Source organism: Trinickia symbiotica, assembly GCF_003028655.1.
Lineage (GTDB): Bacteria > Pseudomonadota > Gammaproteobacteria > Burkholderiales > Burkholderiaceae > Trinickia > Trinickia symbiotica_A.
On record NZ_PYUC01000002.1, the window covers coordinates 144,835 to 170,934 of the forward strand.

Genomic DNA, 26,100 nt, shown 5'->3' on the forward strand with positions numbered 1-26,100 from the left:
CCAAGCAACGTTTTCTCATATGCTTTTCGCACCGACGTGCGCGTGCGCGCAGGATCCGCCCAGTGCGAGGATAATCCGACGAGCGATCGAGCGGATGAGTCCATAGGCCATGATTGATGTGGCCGACGACCGCCCTCGTCAACCGCTGCGAGCGGATAATTGCCGGATGACCGACACCATCGCATCGACTTCATCGCACGTGTTGTAAAACGCGAGTGAAGGTCGCACCGTGGCTTCGAGCCCGAAACGCCGCAAAATCGGCTGTGCGCAATGATGCCCCGAGCGCACCGCGATGCCCTCATCGTTCAACGCCCGGCCGACTTCCTCGGTCTCGTAGCCCTTCAACACGAAGGAAAGCACACTCGCCTTGTCGCGTGCCGTGCCGACGAGCCGGACCCCTGGCACCGGACTGAGTCTGCTCGTCGCATACTCGAGCAAATCGTGCTCGTAGCGAGCGATGTTCTCGATACCGATCCGCTCGACATACTCGAGCGCGGCACCCAAGCCGACGGCATCGGCGATATTGCCCGTGCCCGCCTCGAAGCGATTCGGCGGCGGCTGAAACACCGTCCGCTCGAACGTCACGTCCGCGATCATGTTGCCGCCGCCCTGCCAGGGCGGCATGTCGTCGAGAATGGCACGCTTGCCGTACGCCACGCCGATACCCGTCGGCCCGAAGATCTTGTGGCCCGAGAACACGAAGAAATCCGCATCGAGCGCCTGCACGTCCACGCGCATGTGCGATACCGACTGCGCGCCGTCGACCAGCGCCTTGGCGCCCGCACGGTGCGCGAGCTCGACGATCTCGCCTATCGGCACAATCGTACCGAGCGCATTCGACACCTGCGTGACCGAAACGATTTTCGTCCGCGCTGAAAGCAGCTTGCGGTATTCGTCGAGCAGCACCTGACCTGAATCGTCGACGGGAATCACGCGCAGCTTCGCGCCCGTTTTCGCGGCGAGCTGCTGCCACGGCACGATGTTCGCGTGATGCTCGAGATGCGACACGATAATCTCGTCGCCTTCACCGACGTTGCTTGCGCCCCACGTCTTCGCGATCAGGTTAATCGCCTCCGTCGTGCCGCGCACGAAGACGATCTCGTCCGGCGACGCCGCGCCAATGAAACGCTGCACGATGGCCCGAGCCTTCTCGTAAGCGTCCGTCGCGCGCCCAGCGAGTGCATGCGCGGCGCGATGGATGTTCGAGTTCTCATGCGCATAGAAATACGCGAGACGATCGATCACGGCTTGTGGCTTTTGCGTCGTTGCCGCGTTATCGAACCATACGAGCTGCTTGCCGTTCACTCGCTCTTGCAGGATCGGAAAATCTCTGCGAATAGCGTTGACGTCGAACGGGGGACGAGCAACAGGCATCGCCGGACCTACGCCATGCGGATCGCGCGTAGCGTGGGCATCGTCGAGGAAGTACGGCGCGGTGCCCTGCTCGTGGCGATACGGCTCGGCGCTCGTCGAAAAGCGGTGAATCGAAAGCATCGAGCGCAGATCGTCTTCTCCGGGCAATCCGAACGACTGCGGGGTTACGCGCGCACCTGGCGGCACGGCGATGTCCTGAGCGGGACGTTGCCAACCCTGTTCCAGCGTGCCGACAAAATAGTACGGCGACGGTTGTCCTGCAGACGTGTCGCGCGCCGCAATCGGCGATGTCATTGAGTTCGCCCCGTTCGCCACGGCCGCGGACGACGGTACGTGCGCGTGCAAGGGCGGCACGCCCAGCGCCGCCCCACCGACACGCGGCTCCAGCGCGGGAGCAATCGTCACCATGTTGTCGGGCAAGCCGTTCTGCGCTGCCGCATGCGGTGCAAGCGCGGGTGCGCGATTGCCAAGCGTCAGCACGTGCGTCGGCGCGGCGGGCAGCAGATTTCCGCCCGGCACGCGGCCCGCCGGCAGCGATGCGCCGGGCACGCCCGTGCCTGTGCCGCCCGGCCCTGCGAGCGGCGAGCCGGCCGGCGCCGCGTTCGACATCGCGGGAAGAACGGGCGCTGCGGCAGGCCACGCGGACGGCAGCCCGCCCACGGCTGAAGCATCTTCATGCGGCGCGGCCACGCCGGGCAGCGTCGAAAAGAACGCGTTCGCGAGACGCGCGAGCGTATCCGCGTCGGGCAGACCCGCCGGCGCGGAAGCGGCGGGAACATCGGGCTGCGCAGCGCCCGCGCGTCCGTTAGCGGTAGGTATCGGGGTATTCATGGTACTTGCCGATTTCCACATCTTCGAGCACCGCGAGCGCATCGGGCGAATGAACTGCGAGCGAGCAATAGAGCGAGATCAGATATGACGCGATCGCCTGGTTGTTGATGCCCATGAAGCGCACCGACAGTCCAGGGCCCTGCTCGCCCGCGACGCCCGGCTGATAAAGACCCACCACGCCCTGGCGCTTGTCGCCGACGCGCAGCAGCAGAATCTTCGTCTTGCCGTCGGCGACGGGCACTTTGTCCGACGGGATCAGCGGGATGCCGCGCCACGTGAGGAATTGCGAGCCGAACAGATTGACTGTCGGCGGTGGCACGCCACGGCGCGTACATTCGCGGCCGAATGCGGCGATCGCAAGCGGGTGCGTGAGGAAGAATGCCGGTTCTTTCCAGACCTTCGTCAGCAATTCGTCCAGATCGTCGGGCGTCGGCGCGCCCGTCAGCGGGAAAATGCGCTGGTCGTCAGCAACGTTCGCGAGCAAGCCGTAGTCGGGGTTGTTGATCAGTTGGCTTTCCTGCAATTCTTTGATCGTTTCGATCGTCAGGCGCAGCTGTTCCTTGATCTGGTCGTGCGGACTGCTATAAAGGTCCGACACGCGCGTATGCACGTCGAGCACGGTGCTCACCGCATTAAGGAAGTACTCGCGCGGGTTTTCTTCGTAGGGGACGAAGGTCGTCGGCAGCGTGCCCTCGTCTTCGCGAGCCGTGCACGCGGCCCGCACGGCCTCCGGGTTCTTCACCTGGTTCAAGCGGTAGATGCCCGCCTCGACCGGTACCCATTGCAGCAAATGAGTCAACCAACGCGGCGTGATCGTCGAAAGCTGAGGTATGGTCTTCGTGGCATTGGCGAGTTGCCGTGCTGCGTTATCGCCGAGCGCGGTCGGGCCGCTCACTATCGTCGACATTCGGTAAGCTCCAGGTCGATAGAAGAAAAACGGGAATGCTTATAACGGCTGAGAATTATCAAGAGCCCGAACGTACCGCTCAACATGCTATAGACGTCACCGTCCGGCCGAACCCGCAACGCGCGGGGCGGTCCGTATGCAAGCATGCACGTGCATGCCGGGATCCGTCGATTTGAACGCGGAGCGCCAGGCAGGATTTATCCGTGGTCTTGGACGGGCAGACTGTCGACACTTGGCGCGGGCAACAGCGTCGCGATGGAGACACCGAACGCGCGTGCGAGCTTGTCGACGGTCACAATAGAGGCAATCGCCATCCCCCGTTCGATTTCCCCGACGTAAGAGCGATTCAGCCCGGCATGCTCGGCAAGTTCTTCCTGCGACCACGCATGGGCTTCGCGCAGCGCCCGCACGGCCGCCCCGAAGTTGCGGACGAGCGCGGTCATCCATGCGCTCCTATCGTCAGTCCCACGGCGATGTCAGGCGAACGGGCAGATTCGTTGCGCAGGCTGGCCTGCGTGACATGACTGCCGGGCGCGACGTCGTGCGTGATCCACACGTTGCCGCCGATCGTCGCGCCTCTGCCGATCGTGACGCGGCCGAGTATCGTCGCGCCCGCGTAGACGACCACATCGTCTTCGACGATGGGATGACGCGCGAGTCCCTTTTCGAGGTGACCGTCGGCGTTCCGGGGAAAACGCTTTGCTCCGAGCGTGACCGCCTGATAGAGACGCACGCGCTCACCGATGATCGCTGTCTCGCCGATTACGACGCCTGTGCCGTGATCGATGAAAAAGCCTGCGCCGATCCGCGCGCCCGGGTGAATGTCGATGCCCGTCTCCGCATGCGCAAGCTCCGCGACGATCCGCGCGAGCAAGGGCAGGCCGAGCCGGTACAACTCGTGTGCCAAGCGGTGATGGATCATGGCGAGCACGCCCGGATAGCAAAGCAGGACTTCGTCGACGCTGCCCGCCGCCGGATCGCCGTGGTAGGCGGCGATCACATCGGTGTCGAGGAGCGCGCGAATCTCGGGGAGTCGCTGCGCGAAGGCTTGCACTGCCTCAATGGCGCGCGCGTCGACGACCGTAAGGGAGTCCCCGTGCGGGACGACCGTAAGGGAGTCCCCGTGCGGGACGACCGGAAGGAAATCCCCGTGTGGGACGACCGATAGGAAGTCCCCGTGCGGGGCGCCCCGAAGGAAATCCCGTTGGGGCGCGGCTTCGCCATCCCCCGTCTCCCGTCGCGCAACATAGAGCAGCTCGAGTTTCGCCTGCGCGAGCAATGCATGCAACGCGGCGTCGAGCGCATGCGCGACGTAGAAATTCTCGCTGTCCTGACGCAGATCGGTCGGCCCGAGCCGCATGGGAAACAGGACGCCTTTCAGCGTTGTGATCACTTCTGAAAGCGCATCGCGTGACGGCAAATCGCGTCCGCCGGGTTCAATGGCACGCTTTTGTTCGTCGCGCCATCGCCGCCTGACCGCCTGCAGCGATCCAAGTACTTCGTCAATATCGAATAGGGCCACCGCCTCACTCCAATTTGTTCATCGCCGGCGAGCGGCCGATAGAATTCACGCCTGATACGGTCCGATCTTGGATCTGGTAATGCGCCCAGCAAGACGGCTCTGCAATACGTATGGACTGCAACGATCGTTTAGGAGTCCTCCTAGTCCTGCATCCACGGCAACCCGTGGAAACGCCAGCCGCTCTTGCCGCCGCGGTGCTGCGCGTCATCGAGATCGCCTTCAAATCCTTCGAGTACATTGAACGCCTGCGCAAACCCCGCTTTCGCCGCGGCTTCGGCCGCCAGGGCCGAGCGATTGCCGCTGCGGCACAGCAGCAGCACGACCGCTTCCTTGCCGGTTTTCGCTTCGAGCTCGCGCACGAAGCGCGGGTTGCGCGTGAGGCTCGTCCCCGTCGCCCAGGGCACGTGTACGCTGCCCGGCACATAGCCAACGAATTTGCGCTCCTCAGCGGTTCGCACATCGACTAGCACCGCGCCGCCCTCCGAAAACAAGGCCCACGCATCGCGCGGGGCCACGCCGCCTGCATGACCCAACCCTGCTGCCGCAGCCGATACACCTGCTGCCTCGAGCACTGCGTGGAGCGGCCGTTCTTCGAGCACTGCTGCCATTGCGCCTCCTTTGCGTTGCGCGGCTCATTCGCCGCAAGCCGTCTATAGCCATCAAGAGGCGATGATGCGCTGCCCGCTCCCAAAGACGAAACAACGAATTTTCATTTCTAAAGCAGCGATAAGCGATATGCGGGCCGTGCGAGCGGCCCCATCGCGGCATGACGGCATCGTGGTATCGGTCGCTCGCGCTGCGCTGTTTGCACGAATCGGCGATAACCAAAGCGCTCGATATTGTTTGCGCCGCAACACGCGTCTTTTTACGATCTCGTGACCTTCACTTCGATCACATTGCGTATGAAAACAACGAAGACGCTCAAGGCCGCGTTCCTGTCCCTGCTCCTGACTCTTGGGGTCGTGAGCGCTCAATCTGCGCTGGCGGATGGACAAACGGTGCGTGTCGGCATCATGTCGGGCGAAGACGAGGACGTATGGCGCGTGGTCGCGGCCAATGCCGCGAAGCACGGCGTCACCGTCAAGCTCACGACATTCTCCGATTACACGCAGCCGAACGAAGCCCTCGCTGAGCACGATCTCGACGCCAACTCGTTCCAACATAAGCCCTACCTCGACGCGCAGATTGCAGCACGCCACTATGAGATCGTGCCCGTCGGCTTCACCTATGTGCAGCCGATCGGCCTTTATTCGCGCAAGGTGCAATCGGTCGCGGCGCTGCCGCAAAACGCGACGATCGCCGTACCGAATGACCCGAGCAACGAAGGCCGCGCGCTGCTGTTGCTGCAAGCGAATGGACTCATCAAGCTGAAGCCCGATGTCGGCCTGCTGCCGACAGCGCGCGATATCGCCGACAATCCGAAGCACATCCGGATAAAGGAACTCGACGCCGGTATTGTTGGCCGCGCAATCGACGACGTGGACGCAGCCGTCGTGAACACGGACTGGGCGATCAAGGCCGGCATCCGGATTCCGCAGGAACGCATCGCGCAGGAGAAGGTTGAGCGCAATCCTTATCGAAATTTCATCGCGGTCAACTTGAAAGATGCAAAGGCGCCCTGGGTGAAGGCGCTGGTGGATAGCTATCAGCAAGCCAACGTTGCATCCGCGATCCTGACCGTCTATCACGGTGCGACACTGCCGGCATGGGAGGGCGCGCCGCAGCGCTGAATCCGCGCCCTCGGGCAAGCGGCGGCTATCGTTTAGGTACGGGCGTTATTCGCTCTTTACTCAGCCTCGATCGTCCCCGTCGGGTCTTGCACGCGGGGACGATACCGCCTGGCGCAGCACGCCGTCGACGCCAGGCGTGCTTATGACGCAGTAGGCTTGCCAACCTCCCCCAGCCTCGAAAACAAGGCCTTCGCTGGCAGTTTGCTCGCAAGTCGGAGTTGCGCCTTATGCAGTTCGCTGAGCGTCGCGTCAATTTCCTCGCGCGTCGGCTTCAACGGTGCGAGCGCCGAGGCGAGCGCCGGGACGATCTCTCGCACCATGTAACGCCGGGTCGTTGCTCTGATCTGCCAGACCACCATGGCGAAGCCCAGCGCAATGAAGAAGTAAATGCCGTAGTTCGAATCCGCGGGCTCGATCATGCCGACCGTCACCGATCCAATAATCATTACGACGAACGCGACCAGTATCATCAGAATGTCCCTCCAATTGACACGGCTCGACGCGAAGTACCGCTCGACCTTGGTCGATAGCGCAATGAACGGATCGCGAATCAATTCCTGGCGCTCTTCCGGTTGCAGAGAGGGTAATGCGGTGCGCACCCGCTCTTCCAGCGCAAGCCGATCGCGCCAAGCCGATTCCAGGTTGGGGTAAGTCTCGGCCGTCAGTTCGGGCAACGCCGCGCGGGCCTTCGCCACGCTGGCATAGGTGGACAGATCGCTCTCGACCGGCGTGCGGCAAGTCAGGCAACTCCGGTGATACCCCACCAATCGGCCCTCGCTCACCGAAATGTTGTACACGTGGCCGGCCGAACCAACACGTTGCAATTTGAATGCACGGGGCTCTCGGCAGATTGGACAGAAGTCCGCCACATAGCCCTGCTTGCGATAGACGAGTTTTCGGCCCCAGAAAATAAACATCGTTTCCCCCAGTCATGCACATTTCGTTGAAGTTTGCGTGTCCGTCCGGAACGGGATGGCGGTCTATTCTGCCGCATCTTTTTTCCATTAGGGACGAATTGTTGATCCGACGTTTCCAACATACAACGAGGAGCGGTTCGAGCCGGGCTGTCGATCGATTGTGAATCGGCTGTTGCAACGGTGCAAATTAACAAATACCTTAATCGCGGGCTTCGGCAGGATCGATTGCTTTTCACATTCAGATGTCATAATCAAGCGCGAGGCAGGCGTCGCATCGCCGCCAAGTCTGCAACGAGAAAACAAAGATGAAGACCATTTACCCTCCCGGGCCGAGCGACGTGCCGGCCGGACTGACGCGCCCGACCGCTTCGTATCAGCGTAATGCATGGTTGGCCGTGGCCGGCCTGCTGCTGTTTATCGTGCTTTATTTCGCGCTGACCGCATGGTTTGCCTTTGCCGGCCTGAGGGGCGCGTTGCGGCTGGCGCTGGATGGCGCTTCGGCGAGTCTGCCGGAATGGCTCGCTTGCGGCGGCAGCCTGTTCCTGGCGGTGTTCCTGACCAAGGCGCTGTTTTTCATTCGGAAAGGCGAGTATGCCGGTGGCGTCGAGCTGACGCGCACTGAGCAGCCGCGCCTCATCGCCTTCCTCGACCAGATTGCCGACGATGCGGGCGCCCCCCGCCCGCATAAGGTGTTCGTCAGTGCCCGCGTCAACGCCGCCGTGTTCTACGACTTGTCGCTGCTCAACCTGATCCGGCCTTCGCAAAAGAACCTGGAAATCGGGCTCGGACTGGTCAACATGCTCAACCTGAGCGAATTCAAGGCGGTGTGCGCGCATGAGTTCGGGCATTTTGCGCAGCGCTCGATGGCTGTGGGCCGCTGGGTCTATACCGCGCAGCAGATCGCGGCCCACATCGTCACGAAGCGCGATCTGCTCGATCGCTTCCTGCGTCGTCTGTCGAATCTCGATGTCCGCATCTCCTGGATCGGCTGGCTGCTCAGCCTCGTAGTATGGGCGTTGCGAGCCATTGTCGACACCACGTTCCGCCTGGTGATCCTGGCTCAGCGCGCACTGTCGCGCGAAATGGAAATGCAAGCCGACCTCGTGGCCGTGTCGCTGACCGGCAGCGACGCGTTGGTACACGCCCTGCACCGGCTGCAAATCGCGGACGATGCCTGGGACCGGACATTGGGCTTCGTGCGCAGCGAACTCGGCAATCAGCGCCCGCCACGCGATGTGTTCATCGTGCACCAGGCGATGGCCGACCGGCTCAGTCGCATCTATGACGACCCGGCGTACGGTCAGCGCCCGCGCGTTCCGGCCGATGGGGCCGCTGCCTTTCGCGTGTTCAACCGGGAGCTTGCACAACCGCCCCGTATGTGGGCCACGCACCCGCAAAACCACGAGCGCGAGGAAAACGCCAAACGGACCTATTTGGCCGCTCCAGCCGACGAGCGCAGCGCATGGGCGTTGTTCGACAATGCCGAGGAGTTGCGTGAGCGGATGACTGCCAGGCTGATCGGAGACTCCGAGCATGCTGCGATCGAGCCGGAAGTTTCTTTGAAGCAGTTGGACGAGCAGTTCACTCAGGAACACCTCGAGCCACGGTATCGGGGCATTTACCTGGCATTTCCGGCGACGCGACACGCGCGCTCGGCGGACACGCTGACGGAAGCGGTAACGCTCGCCGGTCCGCTGCATCTCGACATGCTCTATCCCGTCACCATCAATCAGGACCTCGACCGACTGCGCGGCCTCGAGCGCGAGCATGCCCTGCTCTCGTCGCTGCGCGACGGGCGATTTGACGCCCCGGACGGGATCATCCGCCACCGGAATCGGGTACTGCGGCGCGCCGAGCTGCCGGCCGCGATCGCCGCCGTGGATGCGGAGCGCGCGGCCGTCCGTACCGCTCTGCAGACCGTCCTGAAGACAGTGCGCAGTGCCCATCTTGCCGCCGCCGCTGCGCTTTCGACGCAATGGCGAGACTATCTCAAGGGCCTGTTGAGCGTACTGCACTATGCCGAGCACACCGAGGCCAACGTGCGCGACGCGCAGGCGTACCTGTCGCGCTGGAGGCAACGTGCGGCGGCCGGAGGCTCCATCAGCGAGAAAGGCGTGGGACATATCCTGCGCGCGGCGGAATCGTTGCAGCGGGCATTGGTTCAGACCTTTCGATTGGCGGAGGAGGTACACCCCGGTGCGCCCGTGTTGGCTGCGCTCGGCATCGAAAGCTGGTCCGCCGCGTTGGGCCGCTTCGGCCTCAATGACCCTGTGCGCGGCAACATCAGCGACTGGCTGCGCATGGTCGACGGCTGGGTTCACCATGCGGCGGGCAGCCTGTCCGCGCTGCGACGCGCCACGCTCGACGAACTGCTGCGCTCGGAGGCGAGCGTTGCCGCAGCCCATGCGGCGCCGGACACCGCACCGCCGGACGCCCCACAGCCCGCACCGTCCGCCCCAGCAACGTTTGACACGCTGGTCGTCGGCACCGAACGCATCGTTCGCGTGGAGAAGCTCACGTTCTCCGAGCGTCTCCGCTCCGCCAACGGCTTGCTCCCGGGGTTCGCGCGCGCCGTCGTCGCGCTGGGAATCGTTGGCTCCATGATGGTGTTCGGCTGGATGCAGGGCCGCGTGACGATGTCGCTCCACAACGGGTTGGCCGGCGGTCCGTCGACGGCGATAGACGGACAGCGTATCGAGGTGCGATCCAGCGGCTCACCCCGCTTGAGCGTCCAGGGCGGTGGAGAATGACCCGCGAATCACCTGTCCACGGCCTGGCGCACGGCATCAAACGAGCGCGGCGTTCAGTTGCGGGTAGCTCACGCAAAGGTCCGCGAAGAGTTCATGCACGAGCCCGGCACCGCCATCGTCGTGCGCGCCCTGCGAGGCGAACGCGGCGAGCCGCGCATCGAGCGCTTCGAAGAGCCGATGCTTGATGAAGAAGCGCCACTGCACCGGCACACCCGCGAGGATCGACGTCAACGCCGCATAACGAGCGTGCGTCCATTTCGCCTCGAACGCCTCGCGATACGGACCGTACGAGAACGCCGGCACCGCGACGTCCGCGAGCCGAGCGCGCAGCGCATCGCGCAGCCGCTCAGTGCCGGCCGCATCGAGCTCGTCGCCGTCGAGCACGACGCCATAGACGTCGCGCGCTTCATCCGCGCTCACATACCCACGCAAAACATCGTCGCGTACGCGCAACGCCTCACGATCGACGGGCCGGCCATAGCCGCCCGCGCCCGCGCCGACGAGGCGGATGACGTCGCCCGGCATACAGACAACGAGATCGTTGTTGTCGAGCTCTTCCGCCCGCGGCGTGTCTGGATTGCGCGTAAAGCGCGCATTCGCGCCGGCATGCCCGCCGCGCACGCCCCATGACGCGAAGCGCGTACGGTCGCGGTTGCGCGCGGTGACGAGCGTGTTCGGCGCGAACACCTTGAATTCCATCACGAGCCCCTGCCCGCCGCGGTACAGCCCGGCGCCGCCCGATCCCGGCGCGACACCGTAGCGCAGGATGCGGATCGGCACCTCGGCCTCGTTGATCTCGACGGGCGTATTGCGCAAAAACGCATTGTTCGCCCCCGAGCCGTCCTCGCCATCGTCGCCAGGGCCGCCGCCCGCGCCGCCGCCGATCGGCCCGATCGACGCCATGACCGTCGCGCCGTGGCGGTCCATCGTCTTCACGCTGAGAATCGACAGGCCGCCCGCGGGACAGGCCCCAAGGCGATCCGGCACGGCTCGCGAAAACGCGCCGAAGGTCAGCAGGTGCGTGAGCTTGCAAGTCAGGCTGCGCATGCCGACAGCCGAGGGCGGTAGCGCATTGACGACGGTCCCTTCCGGCAAAATGCAACGTGCGACGCGCAGCATCCCCGAGTTCAGCAGGATCTCGGGGTTCAGCGTGTAGAGCACGTAGACGAGCCCGACCAGCGCAAGCGCATGCCGCTCGTGGCCTCCCGTCGGCATGTTCAGCGACGACTGCAACTGCGGATCGCTGCCCGTATAGTCCATCTCCACGGAGCCGTCGCGGATGCGCGCGGTCAGCGCAACGCGCATCGGCTTGCCGTTCACCGAGTCTTCGTCGGCGAACTCGGAGAAAAAATAGTCGCCGTCCGGAATGCCGCGCAGGATCGTGCGCGCCTGTTGCTCGGAATAGTCGAGCAGCGCCTGCATGCCGGCCTTGAAACCGTCGATGCCGAAGCGTTCGATGATCTCGAGCACGCGCCGCTCGCCCGTATGCAGCGAGGCAAGCTGCGCATGCAAGTCCCCCGTGTTCTGTCCCGGCACACGAACGTTGGTGGCCATCAGCCGGATCAGCGACTCATCGACCACCCCTTTGCGCACGATCTTGCACGGCGGAAAGCGGATGCCCTCTTGCTGAATCTCGGTCAGCGTGCGCGAAAGCGAGGCCGGTACCGCGCCGCCCATATCGGTGTTGTGAATATGGCCGCCAACGAAGCAGACGATCTCGCCCTCGTGAAAAACCGGCTTCCAGAGCACGATGTCGGGTGTATGGGTCGCGACGAAGCCGCTGTAAGCGTCGTTGGTCATGCCGATGTCGCCCGGCTCATAGTGATCGATCATGCCGATCACCGAGCTGTAATCGAGGCCGACATACCAGGTCGCGCCGAGCGTCTTCGGCGACGCGAACGTGAGACCTTCGGGCGTCGTGATCGCGCACGAGAAGTCCTCGGTCTCCTTCACGAACGTGGAATGCGCGGTACGCACGAGTGTGTAGGCCATGCTCTCGGCGGCCGCGACACAGTAGTTCGCGAAGATTTGAAGCACTGCCTTGTCGAATTGCATATGCGATGCTCCGTGCGGATTCATTGGCGATGCGTGAAAACGAGGTTGCCATAGGCGTCGACGCGGCCGCGGAAGCCGGGCAGTACGCTCGTCGTGCAGTCGTCCTGCGCGATCACCGCGGGGCCGTCGAGCTGCTGCCCCGCCTTCAAGTCCGCGCGACGATAAAGCGCCGCGTCATGGAAAGCACCGTCCATGTACACGCGGATCGTGCCCGCCGGGACCGGCGGCGCATCGTCCGCTTCGATCGTCACCAGCTTCGGTTTCGGGGTCGCCGCGCTGATCACGAGCCGCAGCGCCACCACCTGCACCTTCGCTCGCTCGTCGCGGTGGCCATAGAGGCGCTCGTGCTCGCGATGGAACGCCTCGGCGAGCGGAGCGGTGTCGCCGCCAACGAGCCAGCTCATCTCGAGCGGCGTGTCGATTTCGAACGACTGGCCCTTGTAGCGCATATCGGCAGAAACGATGACGCTCGCGTCGATGTCGTTGCCGGTCTGCGCGCGCATCCAGTCGCGCGCCGCCGTTTCGAGCGAGCGCACGTCGTCGGCAAGGCGTGCGAGCGTCGTCGTATCGAGGTCGTAGTAGGTCGTTTTCACGAAGTCGTTGCGGGTGTCGGCAATCAGGCCGCCTAGCGCGCTCAGCACGCCCGGCGCGGTCGGCACGACGATCTTTTCCATGCCGAGCGCCCGTGCGAAATAGCAGGCGAGCATCGGCCCCGCGCCGCCGAACGGCAGCAGCGCGAAGATGCGCGGATCGATGCCGAAGCGCGACACGATACGGCTTACGCCCGCGTACATGCCCGATACGGACACGTCGACGATCGCCTCGGCCGCGGCGTACACATCGATGCCGAGCTTGTGCGCGAGCGCGCCGATCGCGCGGTGCGCCGCGTCGTGGTTGACCTTCACGGAGTCGTAGCCGAGGCTCGCATTACCGATCACGCCGAGCACCACGAACGCATCGGTGATCGTCGCGCGCGTGCCGCCGCGGCCGTAGCAGACGGGTCCCGGATTCGAGCCGGCGCTTTCGGGGCCGACCTTCAGCACGCCGAAATCGTCGACCCACGCGATCGAGCCGCCGCCGTCGCCGATCGACGAGACCGACACAGACGGTATATGGATCTGGAAGTCGCCGATGTACTCGCCGCTCGCATATTGCGGCTCGCCGTCGACGATGAGCGCGACGTCCGCCGTCGTGCCGCCGATGTCGAGGCTCATGCAGCGCGACAGGCCGCTTTGCCGCGCCACATGCGCGGCGCCAATCACGCCCGACGCGGTACCCGACAGGATCATCTGCACGCAGTTGCTTTTGCCCGCTTCGGCACTCATCACGCCGCCGTTGGACTTGGTCACCTTCATGTCGGCACCGATGCCGGTCTCGACGAGCGCGCGCTGCAGCGAGCTCAGGTAGTGCGACACTTTCGGCTGCACATAGCCGCCGATCACCGCCGTCGACGTGCGCTCATACTCGCGGATGATCGGCCACACATCGCTCGAGCACGACACGAAGAATCCCGGCATCTCGCACTCGACGATCGCCTTCACCGCGTGCTCGTGCCGCGGGTTGCGATACGAATGCAAGAGCGCGATGACGACACCCTCGCAACGTGCGCGTTTCAGGCGTTCGATCGCCTCGAGCACGCTGGCCTCGTCGAGCGGCGTTTCGACGCTGCCGTCCGCCGCGAGCCGCTCGATCACGCCGAACACGCGTTCGCGCGGCACGAGCGGCGCGGGCCGCTTCGACAGCAGGCTGTACATGTCGGGGCCCTTCAGTCGCGCGAGATCGAGCACATCCTCGAAGTGGCGCGTCGTGATGAGCCCGAGCCGCAGGCCCTTGCGTTGCACGACCGCATTGACGCCGACGGTGGTGCCATGCGTGAAATACACGACGTCGGCGGGCACGATGCCATCGCGCTCACGCAGTTGCTCCATTCCGCGCAGCACTTCGCTGCCGGGGCTGTCCGGTCGCGAGAAGACCTTGAGCGTCTTCAGCTCGCCGGTGGCATCGTTCAGTACCGCGAAATCGGCGAACGAACCGCCGATGTCCACTCCGATTCTCAAGCCCATCGATGAATACCCTCGCAAGATGACCGGCCTGGACCTGCGCCGGACGAGTCACTGCCTGCCCCGAGATAGATGCCTCGGGGCGGCGGTCAAAGCCTGCTGGAGCGAGCGCTACGGCCGCGGCCTGCTCGGCCGGTGCGGCGGGTCGTCGCATGAAACGCCGACTATTGCTGCTGCACCGTCACGCGCGGCGCGAATGCGTCCGCCGTCGTGCCGTCCGCGAGCGGCAATGTCTGGTATCGCTCGAGCTCGTCCTCACCGCGGTGGCACAGCACCTGCGCGCCGTTCGCGAGCGTTCGCGGAGTCGGCGCCGTGCGGTTGCATACACCGTCGATGCGCATCGGACAGCGCGCGAGGAACGTGCATAGTTCTGGGTCATCGGCGGGCGAGCCGATCGGCGCGAGCGTCTGGTGACAGCGCTCGCTCGCTTCGTCCAGCCAGCCGGCGCGCAGCTCCGGCGCCGACGATACGAGCAGATGCGAGTACGGGTGGTACGGCGGCGCCGAAAGCGCGTCGCGATCGCCGGTCTCGATGCAACGGCCCGCGTACAGCACGACGATGTCGTCGCTGATCGCGCGCACCTTCGCGATGTCGTGCGTGATGAAGAGGTACGAGACGCCGAGCTTCTTCTGCAGATCGCGCAGCAGATCGAGGATCGCCGCGCCGACCACCGTATCGAGCGCCGAGGTCACTTCGTCGCAGAGGATCAGGTCGGGCTCGGCCGCGAGCGCGCGCGCCAGATTCACGCGCTGCTTCTGCCCGCCCGACAGCTCGCCCGTACGCCGCTGCGCGAGCGCGGACGGCAGGCGCACGAGCTCGAGCAACTCGGCGACGCGGCGACGCGCCGCCTCGCCCTTCATGCCGTGGTAGAACTTGAGCGGCCGCGCGAGCGTGCGCTCGACGGTATGCACTGGATTCAGCGCCGTGTCGGCGTTCTGAAAGACGATCTGGATACGGCGAAACTGCTCGCGCGTGCGGCGGCTCAAGTCGCCCGCCAGCGGTTCCCCGTCGAGCAGCAGGCTGCCGCCCGCGATGGGCACGAGCCCGGCGATCACCTTCGCGATCGTCGTCTTGCCCGAGCCCGACTCGCCGATCACACCGACCGTCTGTCCGCGGCGAATCACGAGGTCCACTTCGTTCAGGATCACCTTCGCCGGCCAACCCTTCGCATCCTTGCGACCGTAACCCGCCGTCAGGCGGCGCACCTCGAGCAACGGCGCGGGCGATGGTTCTGGCGCCGCGGTTCCTTCGGAGGTCACCGGCGTCACGGCGGCGACGAGGCTGCGCGTATAGGGGTGCGCCGGCGCGTGAAGGATCTGCTCGGTCGCGCCGACTTCGCGGATCTCACCGTCGCTCAGCACGACGATGCGATCGGCCATCTGCGCGACCACCGCCAGATCGTGCGACACATAGACGGCCGTCATGCCGTACTGGCGAATCACGCGCTTGAATGCCTGCAGCACGTCGATCTGGGTGGTGACGTCGAGCGCGGTGGTCGGCTCGTCGAAGATCACGAGCTCAGGGTCGGTAATCAGCGCCATCGCGGCCATCAGCCGTTGCAACTGGCCGCCCGACACCTGGTGCGGGTAGCGCCGGCCGATCGTCTCGGGCTCCGGCAACGCGAGCGCGCGGAACAATTCGATCGCCTTCGCCTGTGCGGCCCGCTTGCCGAGCGTGCCGTGGATCAGCGCGCTTTCGATCACCTGATCCATGATCGAGCGCGACGGATTGAACGCGGCCGCCGCGCTCTGCGCGATATAGGCGACCTTGCGACCGCGCAGCGCGGCGAGCCCCTTCGCCGACAGCGCGCGCACGTCCGTGTCGCCTACGCGAATCGAGCCGCCCGTGATGCGGCAGCCGCCGCGCGCATGCCCCATCAGCGACAGCGCGATCGTCGTCTTGCCCGAGCCCGACTCGCCGATCAACGCGAGGACTTCGCCGCGCGCGATGTCGAAGTCGATGTCGTGGACGATCGTCGTGTCCGGCTCGCCCGCCCGGTGCCCGGCTACGCGCAGACCGCGCACCTCGACGAGATTGCCGCTCGCGCGGAAGGCGGCTTCGGCGGCGAGATTCGAGAGTTCGTCGCTCATTCAGTGCCCTCCTTCCGTATTCTCAGCCTCTTTGCGACGCGCGCCCCGATGCGGCAGACCGTCGATCAGCAGGTTCACGCCGACCGTCAGCACCGCGATGGCAAGCGCGGGCAGGATCGTGACCGGCACGCCTTCACCGAGCCCCGCGATGTTTTCGCGCACGAGCGAACCGAGGTCCGCATAGGGCGGCTGCACGCCGAGACCGAGAAAGCTCAGGCTGCTTAAGAGCAGCACGACGAAGGTGAAGCGCAGCCCCGTATCCGCGAGCATCGGGTGAATCATGTTCGGCAGCATCTCGAAGCAGGCGATGTAGAGCGCGCTCTCGCCGCGCGCCCGCGCGACTTGCACGTACTCGAGCGTGCCGATGTTGACCGCGAGCGATCGCGCGATCCGGTACGAGCCCGGCATGTAGCTGATCGCCGCGGTCAGGATCAGCAGCGTCAGCGACGAGCCGAACGCGGCGACGATCATCAACGCGAACATCTTCGATGGTATCGACGTAATCGCATCGAGCAGTCGGCTCATCGTCTCGTCGATGCGGCGGCCGGCCACCGCGGCAAAAAGACCGAGCGTCGTGCCGGTCATCGCCGCGAGCAACGCCGACGCAAGTGCCAGCACGACGGTGAGCCGCGTGCCGTAGATGATGCGGGTCAGCATGTCGCGGCCGAGGTAGTCGGAGCCGAGCGGCAGCTTCGCGCTGAAGCCCGCGAATACGTCGTTCGTGACGATCGCGCCTACCTGATGCGGCGCGATCCACGGCGCGAAGGCCGCGACGAAGAGCGCGCAGCACACCATCGCGAAGCCGATCCAGCCGCCCGTCGAGAGGCCCATGCGCTGAGTCAACCTGCGGCGCCGCGCGGGCTCACGCGGCGGCGGCATCGGCGCACCGCCGCCCCACGGCCGCGGCGGCTCGGCGCCGGGCGGCAACGCGCTGCTGCGCTGCACGGGATCGACGGCATCCGGCCGGGCGGGCTGCCGCCTCGGTTGCTGAGAGAACGGTCGAAGCATCGTCATATCCGCAGCCTCGGGTTCGAAAGAATGGCGCAGAGGTCGGCCAGCAACACGAGCACCAGATAGCCGAGACAGAAGATCAGCGTGCACGCCTGCACGAGCGGGAAGTCGCGGTTGCTGACCGCATCGACCATCAGGCTCGCCAGGCCGGGGTAGTTGAAAATCGTCTCGACGACGATCACGCCGCCGAGCAGGTACGAGAGGCTCAGCGCGATGGCGTTGGCGATCGGTCCGATCGCGTTCGGCAGCGCATGCCGGAGCACGACGCGGGCGGGACTGGCGCCTTTCAACATCGCCATCTCGACATACGACGCGCTCAGTTGCTCGATCACCGCCGCGCGTGTCATGCGCGCCATCTGCGCGATGACGACCGCGCACAGCGTGACGACGGGCATCGCATAGGCGCGCAGAAAATCGTGCAGGCTGTCGATCTCGCCGCTATACGAGAGCGCGGAAAGCCAGTGCAGCTTCACCGCGAGCACGAACACCGCGACGGTCGCGATCAGGAACTCGGGTGTCGCGACGAGCGAGAGCGTCCCGAGGCTCACGATCCGATCGACGAGCGACTCGCGCTTCACTGCGGCGACGATGCCGGCCGACACCGCGATCGGCACGGAGACGGCCGTCGTGATCGCCGCGAGCGTCAGCGACTTCGGCAGCCTTCCCGAGATCAATTCGGTCACCGGCAGGTTGTTCGACAGCGAGACGCCGAAATTGCCGTGCAGAAGGCCGACGAGCCAGTGCAGATAGCGCTGCCACGCGGGCTGATCGAGCCCGAACTGCTGGCGCAGCGCCGCGATCGTCTCGGCCGTGGCCGACTGGCCGAGCGCAGCCTGCGCGGCATCGCCCGGCAGCAGGTTGGTGATCACGAAGATGATGGCCGAGACGATCACCAGCGTCAGCGCGGTGACCGCGATGCGCCGGATGATCAGCTCGACGATGTTCCGGTTCATCTACGGGGCCCTCCTGGAATGGGTAACGCGAGGCGCGGGCGCGCAAAGATCTCCGGCCCGCTCCGTCGCAGCGCTCATCAGAACATGCGGCGAACCGGACGGAAATCCGGCGGACTACCGTGTCGCCATGCGCCGCGGTAACCGCCGTTACGCCGCGGACGGATCAAGCGTTCCACCAGACGTGCTCGGCGAACATGAAGCCCATCATCGCGCCGCTCGGGATGGAAGCGAGCCCCTGCAAGCGTTTGTCGTTCGCATCGATCAAGCTCAGGAACGTCGGAATGCCGATGCCGCACTGCTCGGACACGAGGGCCTGCATGTCGCCGTACATCTGCTTGCGCTTCGCGTCGTCGGTTTCCGAGCGCGCGGCGGCGAGCAGCTGATCGAACTTGGGGTCCTTCCAGCCGGACTCGTTCCACGGCGCGTCGGACTTGAAAAACTGCGTGAAGAGAACGTCGGCGCTCGAGCGCGGGTTGATGCTGCCGAAGCCGAGCGGGTGCTTCATCCAGTGATTCGACCAATAGCCGTCTGCCGGTACGCGGTTGATCGTCAGGTTGACGCCGATCTTCGCGCCCGCCTGCTGAAGCAGCTCGCCCATCTCGATCGAGCCGTTCGCGTCGGACGTGGCGTAGATCGGCGGCAGCGCCGTACCGATCGCGCCGGCCTTCTGGAAATGGAATTTCGCCTTGTCGGGATCGAACGGGCGCTGCGGCAGCGACGCGTTGAAATAGCGGTGACCCGGCGGAATCGGCTGATCGTTGCCGATCACCGCGTAGCCGCGGAACACGGCGGTCCTCACCTGATCGCGGTCGAACAGGTATTTCATGCCCTGCACGAAGTCGGGGTTCCCCGACAGCGGATTGTCGCGGCGCATGATGAGGTCGGTATAGAGGCCCGATTTAGTCTCCTTCACCTCGTAGCCCTCCGTCGACGCGATTCGCTGCGTCGAGCGCGGATCGACCGCGGCGATCAGCTGCACGTCGCCGGAGAGCAGCGCGTTCACGCGCGCCGCGCCGTCGCCAATGCCGATCAGTTCGATCTGGTCGAGGTACGGGCCGCCGCCCGTCTTCCAGAAGTTGCCGTTGCGCACACCGATCGTCGACACGCCCGGCTTGAACGACTTGACCTTGTAGGGTCCGGTGCCGTTCGCGGTCGTAAAGTCGGTCGTGCCGTCCTTGACGATCACGAATTGCGGCGTCGCGAGGATCACCGGCAGGTCCGCGTTGGCGGAGACGAGCGTGAGCGTCACCTCGTTCGGACCCGTCTCTTTCGCGTCGGCGAACTGGTCCGCGAGCGTCTTCACCTTCGAGCCGACCGCGGCATTCTTGTGGCGCATCAGCGAGTAGACGACGTCGGCCGGCGCGAGCGGCTTGCCGTCGTGAAAAGTCGCGCCCTTGCGCAGTTTGATCACCCACGTCTTTGCGTCGCTGGTATCGATCGCCTCGGCGAGATTCATCTGCGGCGTGAGCGAGGCATCGAGCTGCGTCAGGCTGCTGTAGAACATGAAAAAGCGGATGTAGTCGGCGCCCGTCGAGCCCTTCGCCGGATCGAGCGTATCGGCCGTCGACGAAGAGTCATACGCGACCCGGATCTTGCCGCCCTTCTTCGGCGTGGGGGCGGCGAACGCGGACTTGGCGCCCGCCAGCAAGCCCCCCGCACCAACGGCGGCCATGCCGCCCGCGGCCAGCAAACGCAACGCTTCGCGGCGGCTCATACCGCCTTTTTCGATTTCGTCGTCGTACATGAGAACGGCTCCTCACTCGAAGAATGGGACGTGGGATTTCCAGCTTTGGTCTTCGACGGATCACGCGTGCTGGTCGCGGTCCGACGCTGCTGCATGAATCGATTTAAGCACCGCAAAAAATGGCATATGTCGCATATCGCTGGGTCCGACCATTCGAAATGACGGTTTTGAGTAGGCTTTGCAGCATGTTTTGCCATACCTCGCGTTGACCCTTACCCGCAAGCCACCCCGCGGGCCGCCGCCACACCGTTTCGGGCATCGTCCTCCGTGCGCTTCGCGCCCGGCCCGCTTGGCACCACGACCTCACGAGCTTCAGTGCCCGCGTCCCGCCCCGCTATTAAGCGGCCGCAGCACAAAATGCTGTCAATCGGATGCAAAACGCGACGCGCGCACTCTTTCGGGGATTTTTTGGCAAAGCGGTGCGCACACCGCTCTCGCTACCATCGAGCAGTCCAGTGCCATCTCATAAGGGGGGAAATCCCATCATGACCAGTTCATCGCTCATCGACGCCGACCGCAAGCACCTCATTCACCCGGTCATCAACTATCGCGCGCACGAAGCGCGCGGCGCCACCGTGCTCGAGTCGGGCCACGGCGCGTACCTGCGCGACATCGACGGCAACGAGTTGCTCGACGCATTCGCGGGCCTCTGGTGCGTCAATGTCGGCTACGGTCAACAAAGCATCGTCGATGCGGCGACGCGGCAGATGACGAAGCTGCCCTACGCGACCACCTATTTTCATTTTTCGTCGGAGCCCGCGATCGAGCTCGCCGAGAAGCTCGTCTCGCTCGCGCCCGCTTCGCTGCGGCGCGTCTATTTCACGCTCGGCGGCTCGGACGCGATCGACTCGGCGGTCCGCTTCGTCACGCATTACTTCAACGCGACGGGCCGCCCGACGAAAAAACAGATGATTGCGCTCGAGCGCGGCTATCACGGCTCGTCGTCGGTCGGCTCCGGCCTCACCGCGTTGCCCGCGTTCCATCGCCACTTCGACTTGCCGCTGCCGCATCAGCATCATCTGCCGTCGCCGTACGCGTACCGGCAGCCGAACGGCGACGACCCGCAAGCGCTTATCGCGACATCGGTCGCGGCGCTCGAGGCGAAGGTCGCGGCACTCGGCGCCGACAACGTTGCCGCGTTCTTCTGCGAGCCTATCCAGGGCTCCGGCGGCGTCATCGTGCCGCCGGCCGGCTGGCTGAAAGCGATGCGCGACGCGTGCCGACGCCTTGGCATCCTGTTCGTCGCCGACGAGGTGATCACCGGCTTCGGCCGCACGGGCCCGCTCTTCGCGTGCGAGGCGGAAGGCGTCGAGCCGGATCTGATGACGGTCGCGAAGGGGCTGACCTCGGGGTATGCCCCGATGGGTGCCGTGCTGATATCCGACGAGATCTACCAGGGCATTGCCGGCGACGCGCGCGATACCGCGGTCGTCGGTCACGGCCAGACCTACTCCGCGCATCCGGTCAGCGCCGCCATCGCGCTCGAAGTGCTGCGCCTCTATCACGAGGGAGGACTGCTCGCGAACGGCCAGGCGCAGGCGCCGCGCTTCGCGGCCGGGCTCGACGGACTGCTCGAACATCCGCTCGTCGGCGACTCGCGGCACCGCGGGCTGCTCGGCGCCTTGGAGCTCGTGGCCGACAAGGATTCGCGCGCGCGCTTCGATGCCTCGTTGAAACTGCCCGAGCGCATCGCCGCGGCCGCCTATCGCAACCGCCTCATATTCCGCGCGTTCGGCGACAACATTCTCGGTTTCGCGCCGGCGCTCTGCTATACCGAGGCGGACTTCGACGAGCTCTTCGCGCGTCTCGAGCGCACGCTCGACGAAGTGCTCGACGAAGCGGAAGTGCGGGCGGCGCTACGCTCCGCGAGCCGCGCGGCGGCCTGACCCGGCGGGCGCTGGACGCGCTTGGGCGCGTGATAACATCGGTCTGCTCGACACGACGTGCGGTGCGAAGCGAATCCTTCGACAGGCAGACCGATAGATGACAATGAGCGGTGACACGAAACTGGACCGAATCGACCTGCGTATTCTTTCGCAACTCCAGAAGAGAGGCCGCATCACCAACGTCGAGCTGGCCGACGCCGTGGGGCTCTCGCCGAGCCCCTGCCTGATCCGCGTGAAGCGGCTCGAGAAGGCCGGCTATATCGTCGGTTACGGCGCGCATATCCAGCTGCAGAAGCTCGGCGACGTGCAGATCGTCTTCACCGAGGTCACGCTCGCCGACCACCGCCGCGAAGACTTCGCGAAGTTCGAGGCGGCGATCCGCCCCGTCGACGAGATCGTCGAATGCCATCTGGCGAGCGGCGGCTACGACTACCTGCTGAAGTTCGTCACCCGCAGCGTCAACCACTATCAAAGCGTCATCGAAGGGCTGCTCGAGCGCGACATCGGCATCGAGAAGTATTTCAGCTACGTGATCATCAAGACGCCGTTCGTCAAGACCGAGTATCCGCTCGAGTCGCTGTTCTCACGGCAGCATCAATAGTCACGCGCGCAACGCTCACGCGGCCCGCGTCGTCGAGTGGCCTGCCGCGTCCCCATGCGCGGCGGCGGCGCCCGTCGCGAAGCGGCGGATGTCGAACGGCTCGATCGGCGTGCTGGTCGCGCCCGTATCGATGAGCTCGGCCATCGTGTCGCCGACGCCCGGCCCGAGCTGGAAACCGTGCCCGCAGAAACCGAACGCGTAAAAGAGGCCGCTCGTCGTGCCGCTCGCGCCCATGATCGGCCGATCGTCGGGCATATAGCCCTCGACGCCGCTCCATACGCGAATGATATTGAGCTTGCGCAGCATCGGCGCAACGCGCTGCGCCTGGCGGAACTGCAGCAGCGTGTTCTGCGGCAGCACCTTCGCGCGACGTTCGTCGAGAAATGCCGGCGCACGCGCGCAACCGCCGATCACGATGTTGCCGCGCGTGACCTGGCGGAAGTAGACGATTTCCTCGGTGTGCGGCGACGACACACCGACGACCGGCTGCAGCGCGTATGGCACGGGCTCGGTCACGCACATCTGCGGACCGTTCACTGCGATCGGCACCGCCTCGCCGAACTGCTGTGAGAGCAGGTTTCCCCACGCGCCCGCGGTGATCAACAGCACCGGTGCGTGAAACGTGCGGCCGTCCGCGCTCGTCGCGCGAAATTCGTTGCCCTCCTTCTCGACCGTCACGACGTCGCAGTTCTCGACGATCCGTGCGCCGAGCCGAGCCGCCGCGCGGCCGAACGCGGGCGCCGCGAGCCGCGGATTGGCGTGGCCGTCCATTTGCGAGTACGAACCGGCGAGCACTTCGGGCCCGAGGAACGGAAAGCGCTGATGAAGCGCGTCGCCGCGCATGAGGTCGAGTTTCAGGCCGTAGTGCGCCGCTTCCTTCGCATACGCCTCGAACTGGTCCGCCTGTTCCTCGCGATAGCAGACCCGCACGTGGCCCGACATCAGGAACTCGGCATCGTGCTCAATCAGTTCGGGCAGACGTCCCCAGATTTCACGCGAGCGGTTAGCGAGCGGTAGCTGCGGCAAAAAGCGCCCCTGCCGGCGGACGTTGCCGAAGTTCGTGCCGCTCGCCTGCTGTCCGACGAGCTGCCGTTCGAGCAGGATCACCGAACGGCCCCGCTTTCTCAGGAAAAAGGCCGTCGCGGCGCCCATGAAGCCGCCGCCCACGATCAGGACATCGGCTTGCGCGCGATGAGTATTCATTCGGCGTCCTCCACGGTCGCGATCGAGAGCGGCTTGACGGGTGCCTGCCCGCGCAATCGCCCCACTTGTTCGAGCGGCACGTTCGCCGCGGCCGCGATGATCTCCGCGCCGGCGTGGCCGCAGTAGCGGCCCTGACAGCGCCCCATTCCGACCCGGCTGAACGCCTTCGCGCGGTTCGCTTCCTGCGCGCCCTCCTCGCGCACGACGCGGCGCAGCTCGCCCGCCGTGATGCCCTCGCAACGGCACACGATAGTGTCGTCGCTGAGCCGCGCCGCCTGCTCGACGGGCCACGCGAACGCCTCGACGAGACCGAGCCGGAACCGGTCCATTTTGCGCTGTTCGCGCTTGAGTGTCTCGAGCGTCGCGGCCGGGACCTCGTGACCGAGGTCGATCAGCGCTGCATAGGCGGCAAGCCGCCCCGCGATCTCGGCGCCATCCGCGCCCAGCACGCGCGCGCCGTCGCCCGCGATGTAGACGCCCTGTTCGCTCGCGCGGCCGAGTTCGTCGATCCGCGGTACCCATTGGCGCGTCGTGGCGTCGAAGCGGAACGCGCAGCGCGCGAGGTCGGCGAGCTGTGTCTCGGAACGCAGGTGATAGCCGAGCCCGACAGCATCGCAATCGATCTGCTCGACGTTACCGTTTGCGGCGCGATAGCGCACGCCTCGCACGCCATCGGTCGGATCGCCGACGATTTCGACCGGCTCGATGCCGTTCGCGATCATCACGCCCGAACGCTTGAGCGACGAGACGAGCGCGCTACCCTTGCGTAGAACGTCGAAGCGCGCGAGCAGCTTCGGCAGCGCACGCAGCCGCGCGCTCGTCTTCGACGTATCGAGCACGGCCGCCACTTCAGCGCCCGCCTGAACATATTGGTTCGCGACGAGATAGAGCAGCGGCCCGGTACCCATGAAGACGACACGACGGCCGATCGCGCAGGCCTGCGATTTCAGCGCGATCTGCGCGGCGCCGAGGCTGTAGGTGCCGGCCAACTGCCAACCCTTCACGGGCATCAACCGATCGGTCGCGCCGGGGCACAGGATCAGCGCATCGTACGGCAGCGTGCTCGCATGGCCCTCTCTGACGATATGCAGCTTGCCCTGCGCGACGTTCCATGCGAGCGTCTGCGGCCGATAGTCCAGCCGTCCGCGCAGCCGCTCGAACGTCTGGTGCAGGCTTTCGGCACGCGATGCCTCGGTGCCGTACAGCTTCGCATAGGGTCGCGTGAAGCCCTCCGGCTGACGCCGATAGATCTGTCCGCCATCGCGGCGGCCCTCGTCGACGACGACCGGGCGAACGCCCGCCGCCAGCAGCGTTTCGGCACAGCGCACGCCGGCCGGCCCCGCGCCGACGATCACGATACGAGATTCACCCATTGCGCCTCCGGTTGAGTCGTCACGATCCGCATGCCCGCCTCGACGACGGTCGTGCATGCGCGCAGCCGCTCGCCGTCGTGCGTCCAGACCCAGCAGTCCTGACACGCGCCCATCAGGCAAAAGCCCGCGCGCTTTTCATCGCCGAACTCCGACTGGCGCACGTGCCGCACCGAGCAGAGCATCGCGGTGAGCAGCGTATCGCCGGCGAGCGCTTCGACCTGCGCGCCGTCGATCGTCAGCCTGATTTTCTCGCGGCCGGTTTCGCCGAGCCGCACGAATCGTCCGTTCATGCCACTGCTCCTGTCGCGCCGTTTGGCGCGTGTGGGGCTTCGACGCGGTTCGTCAGCACATGACGCAGAAACTCGCGCGTCCGCGCTTCGCGCGGCGAGCAGAGCACTTGCTGCGCGCTGCCCTCCTCGATGATGAGCCCCGCGTGCAGGAAGCAAACGCGATCGGCCACTTCACGCGCGAAGCCCATTTCGTGCGTGACCACGAGCATCGTCATGCCTTCGCGCGCGAGCGTGCGCATCACGCTCAACACTTCGCCGACGAGTTCCGGATCGAGCGCCGAAGTCGGCTCGTCGAAGAGGATCGCCTTCGGCTTCATCGCGAGCGACCGCGCGATCGCGACACGCTGCTGCTGACCGCCCGATAGTTGATGCGGATAGGCGTCGAGCTTTTCTCCAAGACCGACCTTGTGCAGCAGCTCGATCGCCTCGCGCCGCGCTTGCTCGCGCGGTTCGCGCTTCACGTGCACCGGCCCCTCCATCACATTCTCGAGCGCCGTGCGGTGCGGGAACAGGTTGAAGCGCTGGAAGACCATGCCGACCTGCGTGCGAAGCTGGTTGATGTGGCGCGAGCGCTGCTCGACGCGCTGATCCAACAGCATGATCTCCCCCGAATCGTACGACTCGAGCGCGTTGATGCAGCGCAGAAGCGTCGACTTGCCCGAGCCAGACGCGCCGATCAGGCAGACGACTTCGCCCTGCTCGATCCGGAGCGTGATGCCCTTGAGCACGGGCACGGCGCCGAAGCTTTTGTGGACGTCCCTGATTTCGATCATTTCAATCTCGCTTCGACTTCATTGGATCAT

At 65.3% G+C, this 26,100-nt stretch carries 20 protein-coding genes; 4 read left to right on the forward strand and 16 right to left on the reverse strand.

Annotated elements, in window-relative coordinates; translation table 11 throughout:
- Positions 1-138 precede the first annotated feature (138 nt).
- The 5 genes from C9I57_RS04165 to C9I57_RS04185 all read right to left on the reverse strand — a co-directional run bounded on the left by C9I57_RS04165 (position 139) and on the right by C9I57_RS04185 (position 5,242).
- Complete coding sequence (locus C9I57_RS04165; protein WP_107149397.1) at positions 139-2,205, reverse strand: family 2A encapsulin nanocompartment cargo protein cysteine desulfurase; 2,067 nt, start codon at positions 2,203-2,205, stop codon at positions 139-141.
- Entirely contained in the window at positions 2,180-3,112 is a 933-nt protein-coding gene (locus C9I57_RS04170; RefSeq protein ID WP_107149398.1) for a family 2A encapsulin nanocompartment shell protein, read from the reverse strand. Before C9I57_RS04170 ends, C9I57_RS04165 begins: the two co-directional genes overlap by 26 nt.
- 197 nt (positions 3,113-3,309) lie before the next feature.
- Positions 3,310-3,555, reverse strand: a complete 246-nt coding sequence (locus C9I57_RS04175; RefSeq protein ID WP_107149399.1) for a helix-turn-helix domain-containing protein — start codon at positions 3,553-3,555, stop codon at positions 3,310-3,312.
- Entirely contained in the window at positions 3,552-4,634 is a 1,083-nt protein-coding gene (gene epsC, locus C9I57_RS04180) for a serine O-acetyltransferase EpsC (protein WP_107149400.1), read from the reverse strand. The genes C9I57_RS04175 and epsC overlap by 4 nt, the downstream gene beginning before the upstream one ends.
- A 140-nt stretch (positions 4,635-4,774) precedes the next feature.
- A complete protein-coding gene (locus C9I57_RS04185; RefSeq protein ID WP_107149401.1) occupies positions 4,775-5,242 on the reverse strand; it encodes a rhodanese-like domain-containing protein in 468 nt (155 codons plus the stop codon).
- 294 nt (positions 5,243-5,536) lie between these two features.
- Between C9I57_RS04185 and C9I57_RS04190 the strand changes: the two genes are divergently transcribed.
- Positions 5,537-6,364: a MetQ/NlpA family lipoprotein gene (locus tag C9I57_RS04190; RefSeq protein WP_107149402.1), complete on the forward strand. Its 828-nt coding sequence runs from the start codon at positions 5,537-5,539 to the stop codon at positions 6,362-6,364.
- Positions 6,365-6,504: 140 nt separating this feature from the next.
- Here C9I57_RS04190 and C9I57_RS04195 read toward each other — a convergent pair whose 3' ends face one another.
- The gene (locus tag C9I57_RS04195) at positions 6,505-7,161 is read right to left on the reverse strand and encodes a hypothetical protein (RefSeq protein ID WP_146166169.1); all 657 of its coding nucleotides are present in this window, start codon (positions 7,159-7,161) and stop codon (positions 6,505-6,507) included.
- A 425-nt stretch (positions 7,162-7,586) separates the two neighbouring features.
- Between C9I57_RS04195 and C9I57_RS04200 the strand changes: the two genes are divergently transcribed.
- A complete protein-coding gene (locus tag C9I57_RS04200; RefSeq protein WP_107149404.1) occupies positions 7,587-10,031 on the forward strand; it encodes a M48 family metallopeptidase in 2,445 nt (814 codons plus the stop codon).
- Positions 10,032-10,067: 36 nt separating this feature from the next.
- On the opposite strand, the gene C9I57_RS04205 is transcribed toward C9I57_RS04200, so the two are convergent.
- From C9I57_RS04205 to C9I57_RS04230, 6 genes are all read right to left on the reverse strand, one after another.
- The gene (locus C9I57_RS04205) at positions 10,068-12,086 is read right to left on the reverse strand and encodes a hydantoinase B/oxoprolinase family protein (RefSeq protein ID WP_107149710.1); all 2,019 of its coding nucleotides are present in this window, start codon (positions 12,084-12,086) and stop codon (positions 10,068-10,070) included.
- Positions 12,087-12,106: 20 nt separating this feature from the next.
- Positions 12,107-14,149, reverse strand: a complete 2,043-nt coding sequence (locus C9I57_RS04210; RefSeq protein ID WP_107149405.1) for a hydantoinase/oxoprolinase family protein — start codon at positions 14,147-14,149, stop codon at positions 12,107-12,109.
- Positions 14,150-14,310: 161 nt separating this feature from the next.
- A complete protein-coding gene (locus C9I57_RS04215) occupies positions 14,311-16,236 on the reverse strand; it encodes an ABC transporter ATP-binding protein (protein WP_107149406.1) in 1,926 nt (641 codons plus the stop codon).
- Positions 16,237-17,250 (reverse strand): ABC transporter permease, encoded by a 1,014-nt coding sequence (locus tag C9I57_RS04220; RefSeq protein ID WP_107149407.1) that lies wholly within the window; start codon positions 17,248-17,250, stop codon positions 16,237-16,239.
- Complete coding sequence (locus tag C9I57_RS04225) at positions 17,247-18,200, reverse strand: ABC transporter permease (protein ID WP_107149408.1); 954 nt, start codon at positions 18,198-18,200, stop codon at positions 17,247-17,249. Before C9I57_RS04225 ends, C9I57_RS04220 begins: the two co-directional genes overlap by 4 nt.
- Before the next feature lie 163 nt (positions 18,201-18,363).
- Positions 18,364-19,944: an ABC transporter substrate-binding protein gene (locus C9I57_RS04230; protein ID WP_107149409.1), complete on the reverse strand. Its 1,581-nt coding sequence runs from the start codon at positions 19,942-19,944 to the stop codon at positions 18,364-18,366.
- Positions 19,945-20,429: 485 nt separating this feature from the next.
- Here C9I57_RS04230 and C9I57_RS04235 point away from each other — a divergent pair, with 485 nt between their 5' ends.
- Positions 20,430-21,830 (forward strand): aspartate aminotransferase family protein, encoded by a 1,401-nt coding sequence (locus tag C9I57_RS04235; RefSeq protein ID WP_107149711.1) that lies wholly within the window; start codon positions 20,430-20,432, stop codon positions 21,828-21,830.
- Positions 21,831-21,933: 103 nt separating this feature from the next.
- Positions 21,934-22,431, forward strand: a complete 498-nt coding sequence (locus C9I57_RS04240) for an Lrp/AsnC family transcriptional regulator (protein WP_026229281.1) — start codon at positions 21,934-21,936, stop codon at positions 22,429-22,431.
- Between the two features lie 15 nt (positions 22,432-22,446).
- Here C9I57_RS04240 and C9I57_RS04245 read toward each other — a convergent pair whose 3' ends face one another.
- The 4 genes from C9I57_RS04245 to C9I57_RS04260 are packed head-to-tail and all read right to left on the reverse strand — an operon-like array spanning position 22,447 to position 26,070.
- Positions 22,447-23,634 (reverse strand): NAD(P)/FAD-dependent oxidoreductase, encoded by a 1,188-nt coding sequence (locus tag C9I57_RS04245; protein WP_107149410.1) that lies wholly within the window; start codon positions 23,632-23,634, stop codon positions 22,447-22,449.
- The gene (locus tag C9I57_RS04250; RefSeq protein WP_107149411.1) at positions 23,631-25,007 is read right to left on the reverse strand and encodes an NAD(P)/FAD-dependent oxidoreductase; all 1,377 of its coding nucleotides are present in this window, start codon (positions 25,005-25,007) and stop codon (positions 23,631-23,633) included. The genes C9I57_RS04245 and C9I57_RS04250 overlap by 4 nt, the downstream gene beginning before the upstream one ends.
- The gene (locus tag C9I57_RS04255) at positions 24,986-25,297 is read right to left on the reverse strand and encodes a (2Fe-2S)-binding protein (RefSeq protein WP_107149412.1); all 312 of its coding nucleotides are present in this window, start codon (positions 25,295-25,297) and stop codon (positions 24,986-24,988) included. The genes C9I57_RS04250 and C9I57_RS04255 overlap by 22 nt, the downstream gene beginning before the upstream one ends.
- The gene (locus C9I57_RS04260) at positions 25,294-26,070 is read right to left on the reverse strand and encodes an amino acid ABC transporter ATP-binding protein (protein WP_107149413.1); all 777 of its coding nucleotides are present in this window, start codon (positions 26,068-26,070) and stop codon (positions 25,294-25,296) included. Before C9I57_RS04260 ends, C9I57_RS04255 begins: the two co-directional genes overlap by 4 nt.
- Positions 26,071-26,100 lie beyond the last annotated feature (30 nt).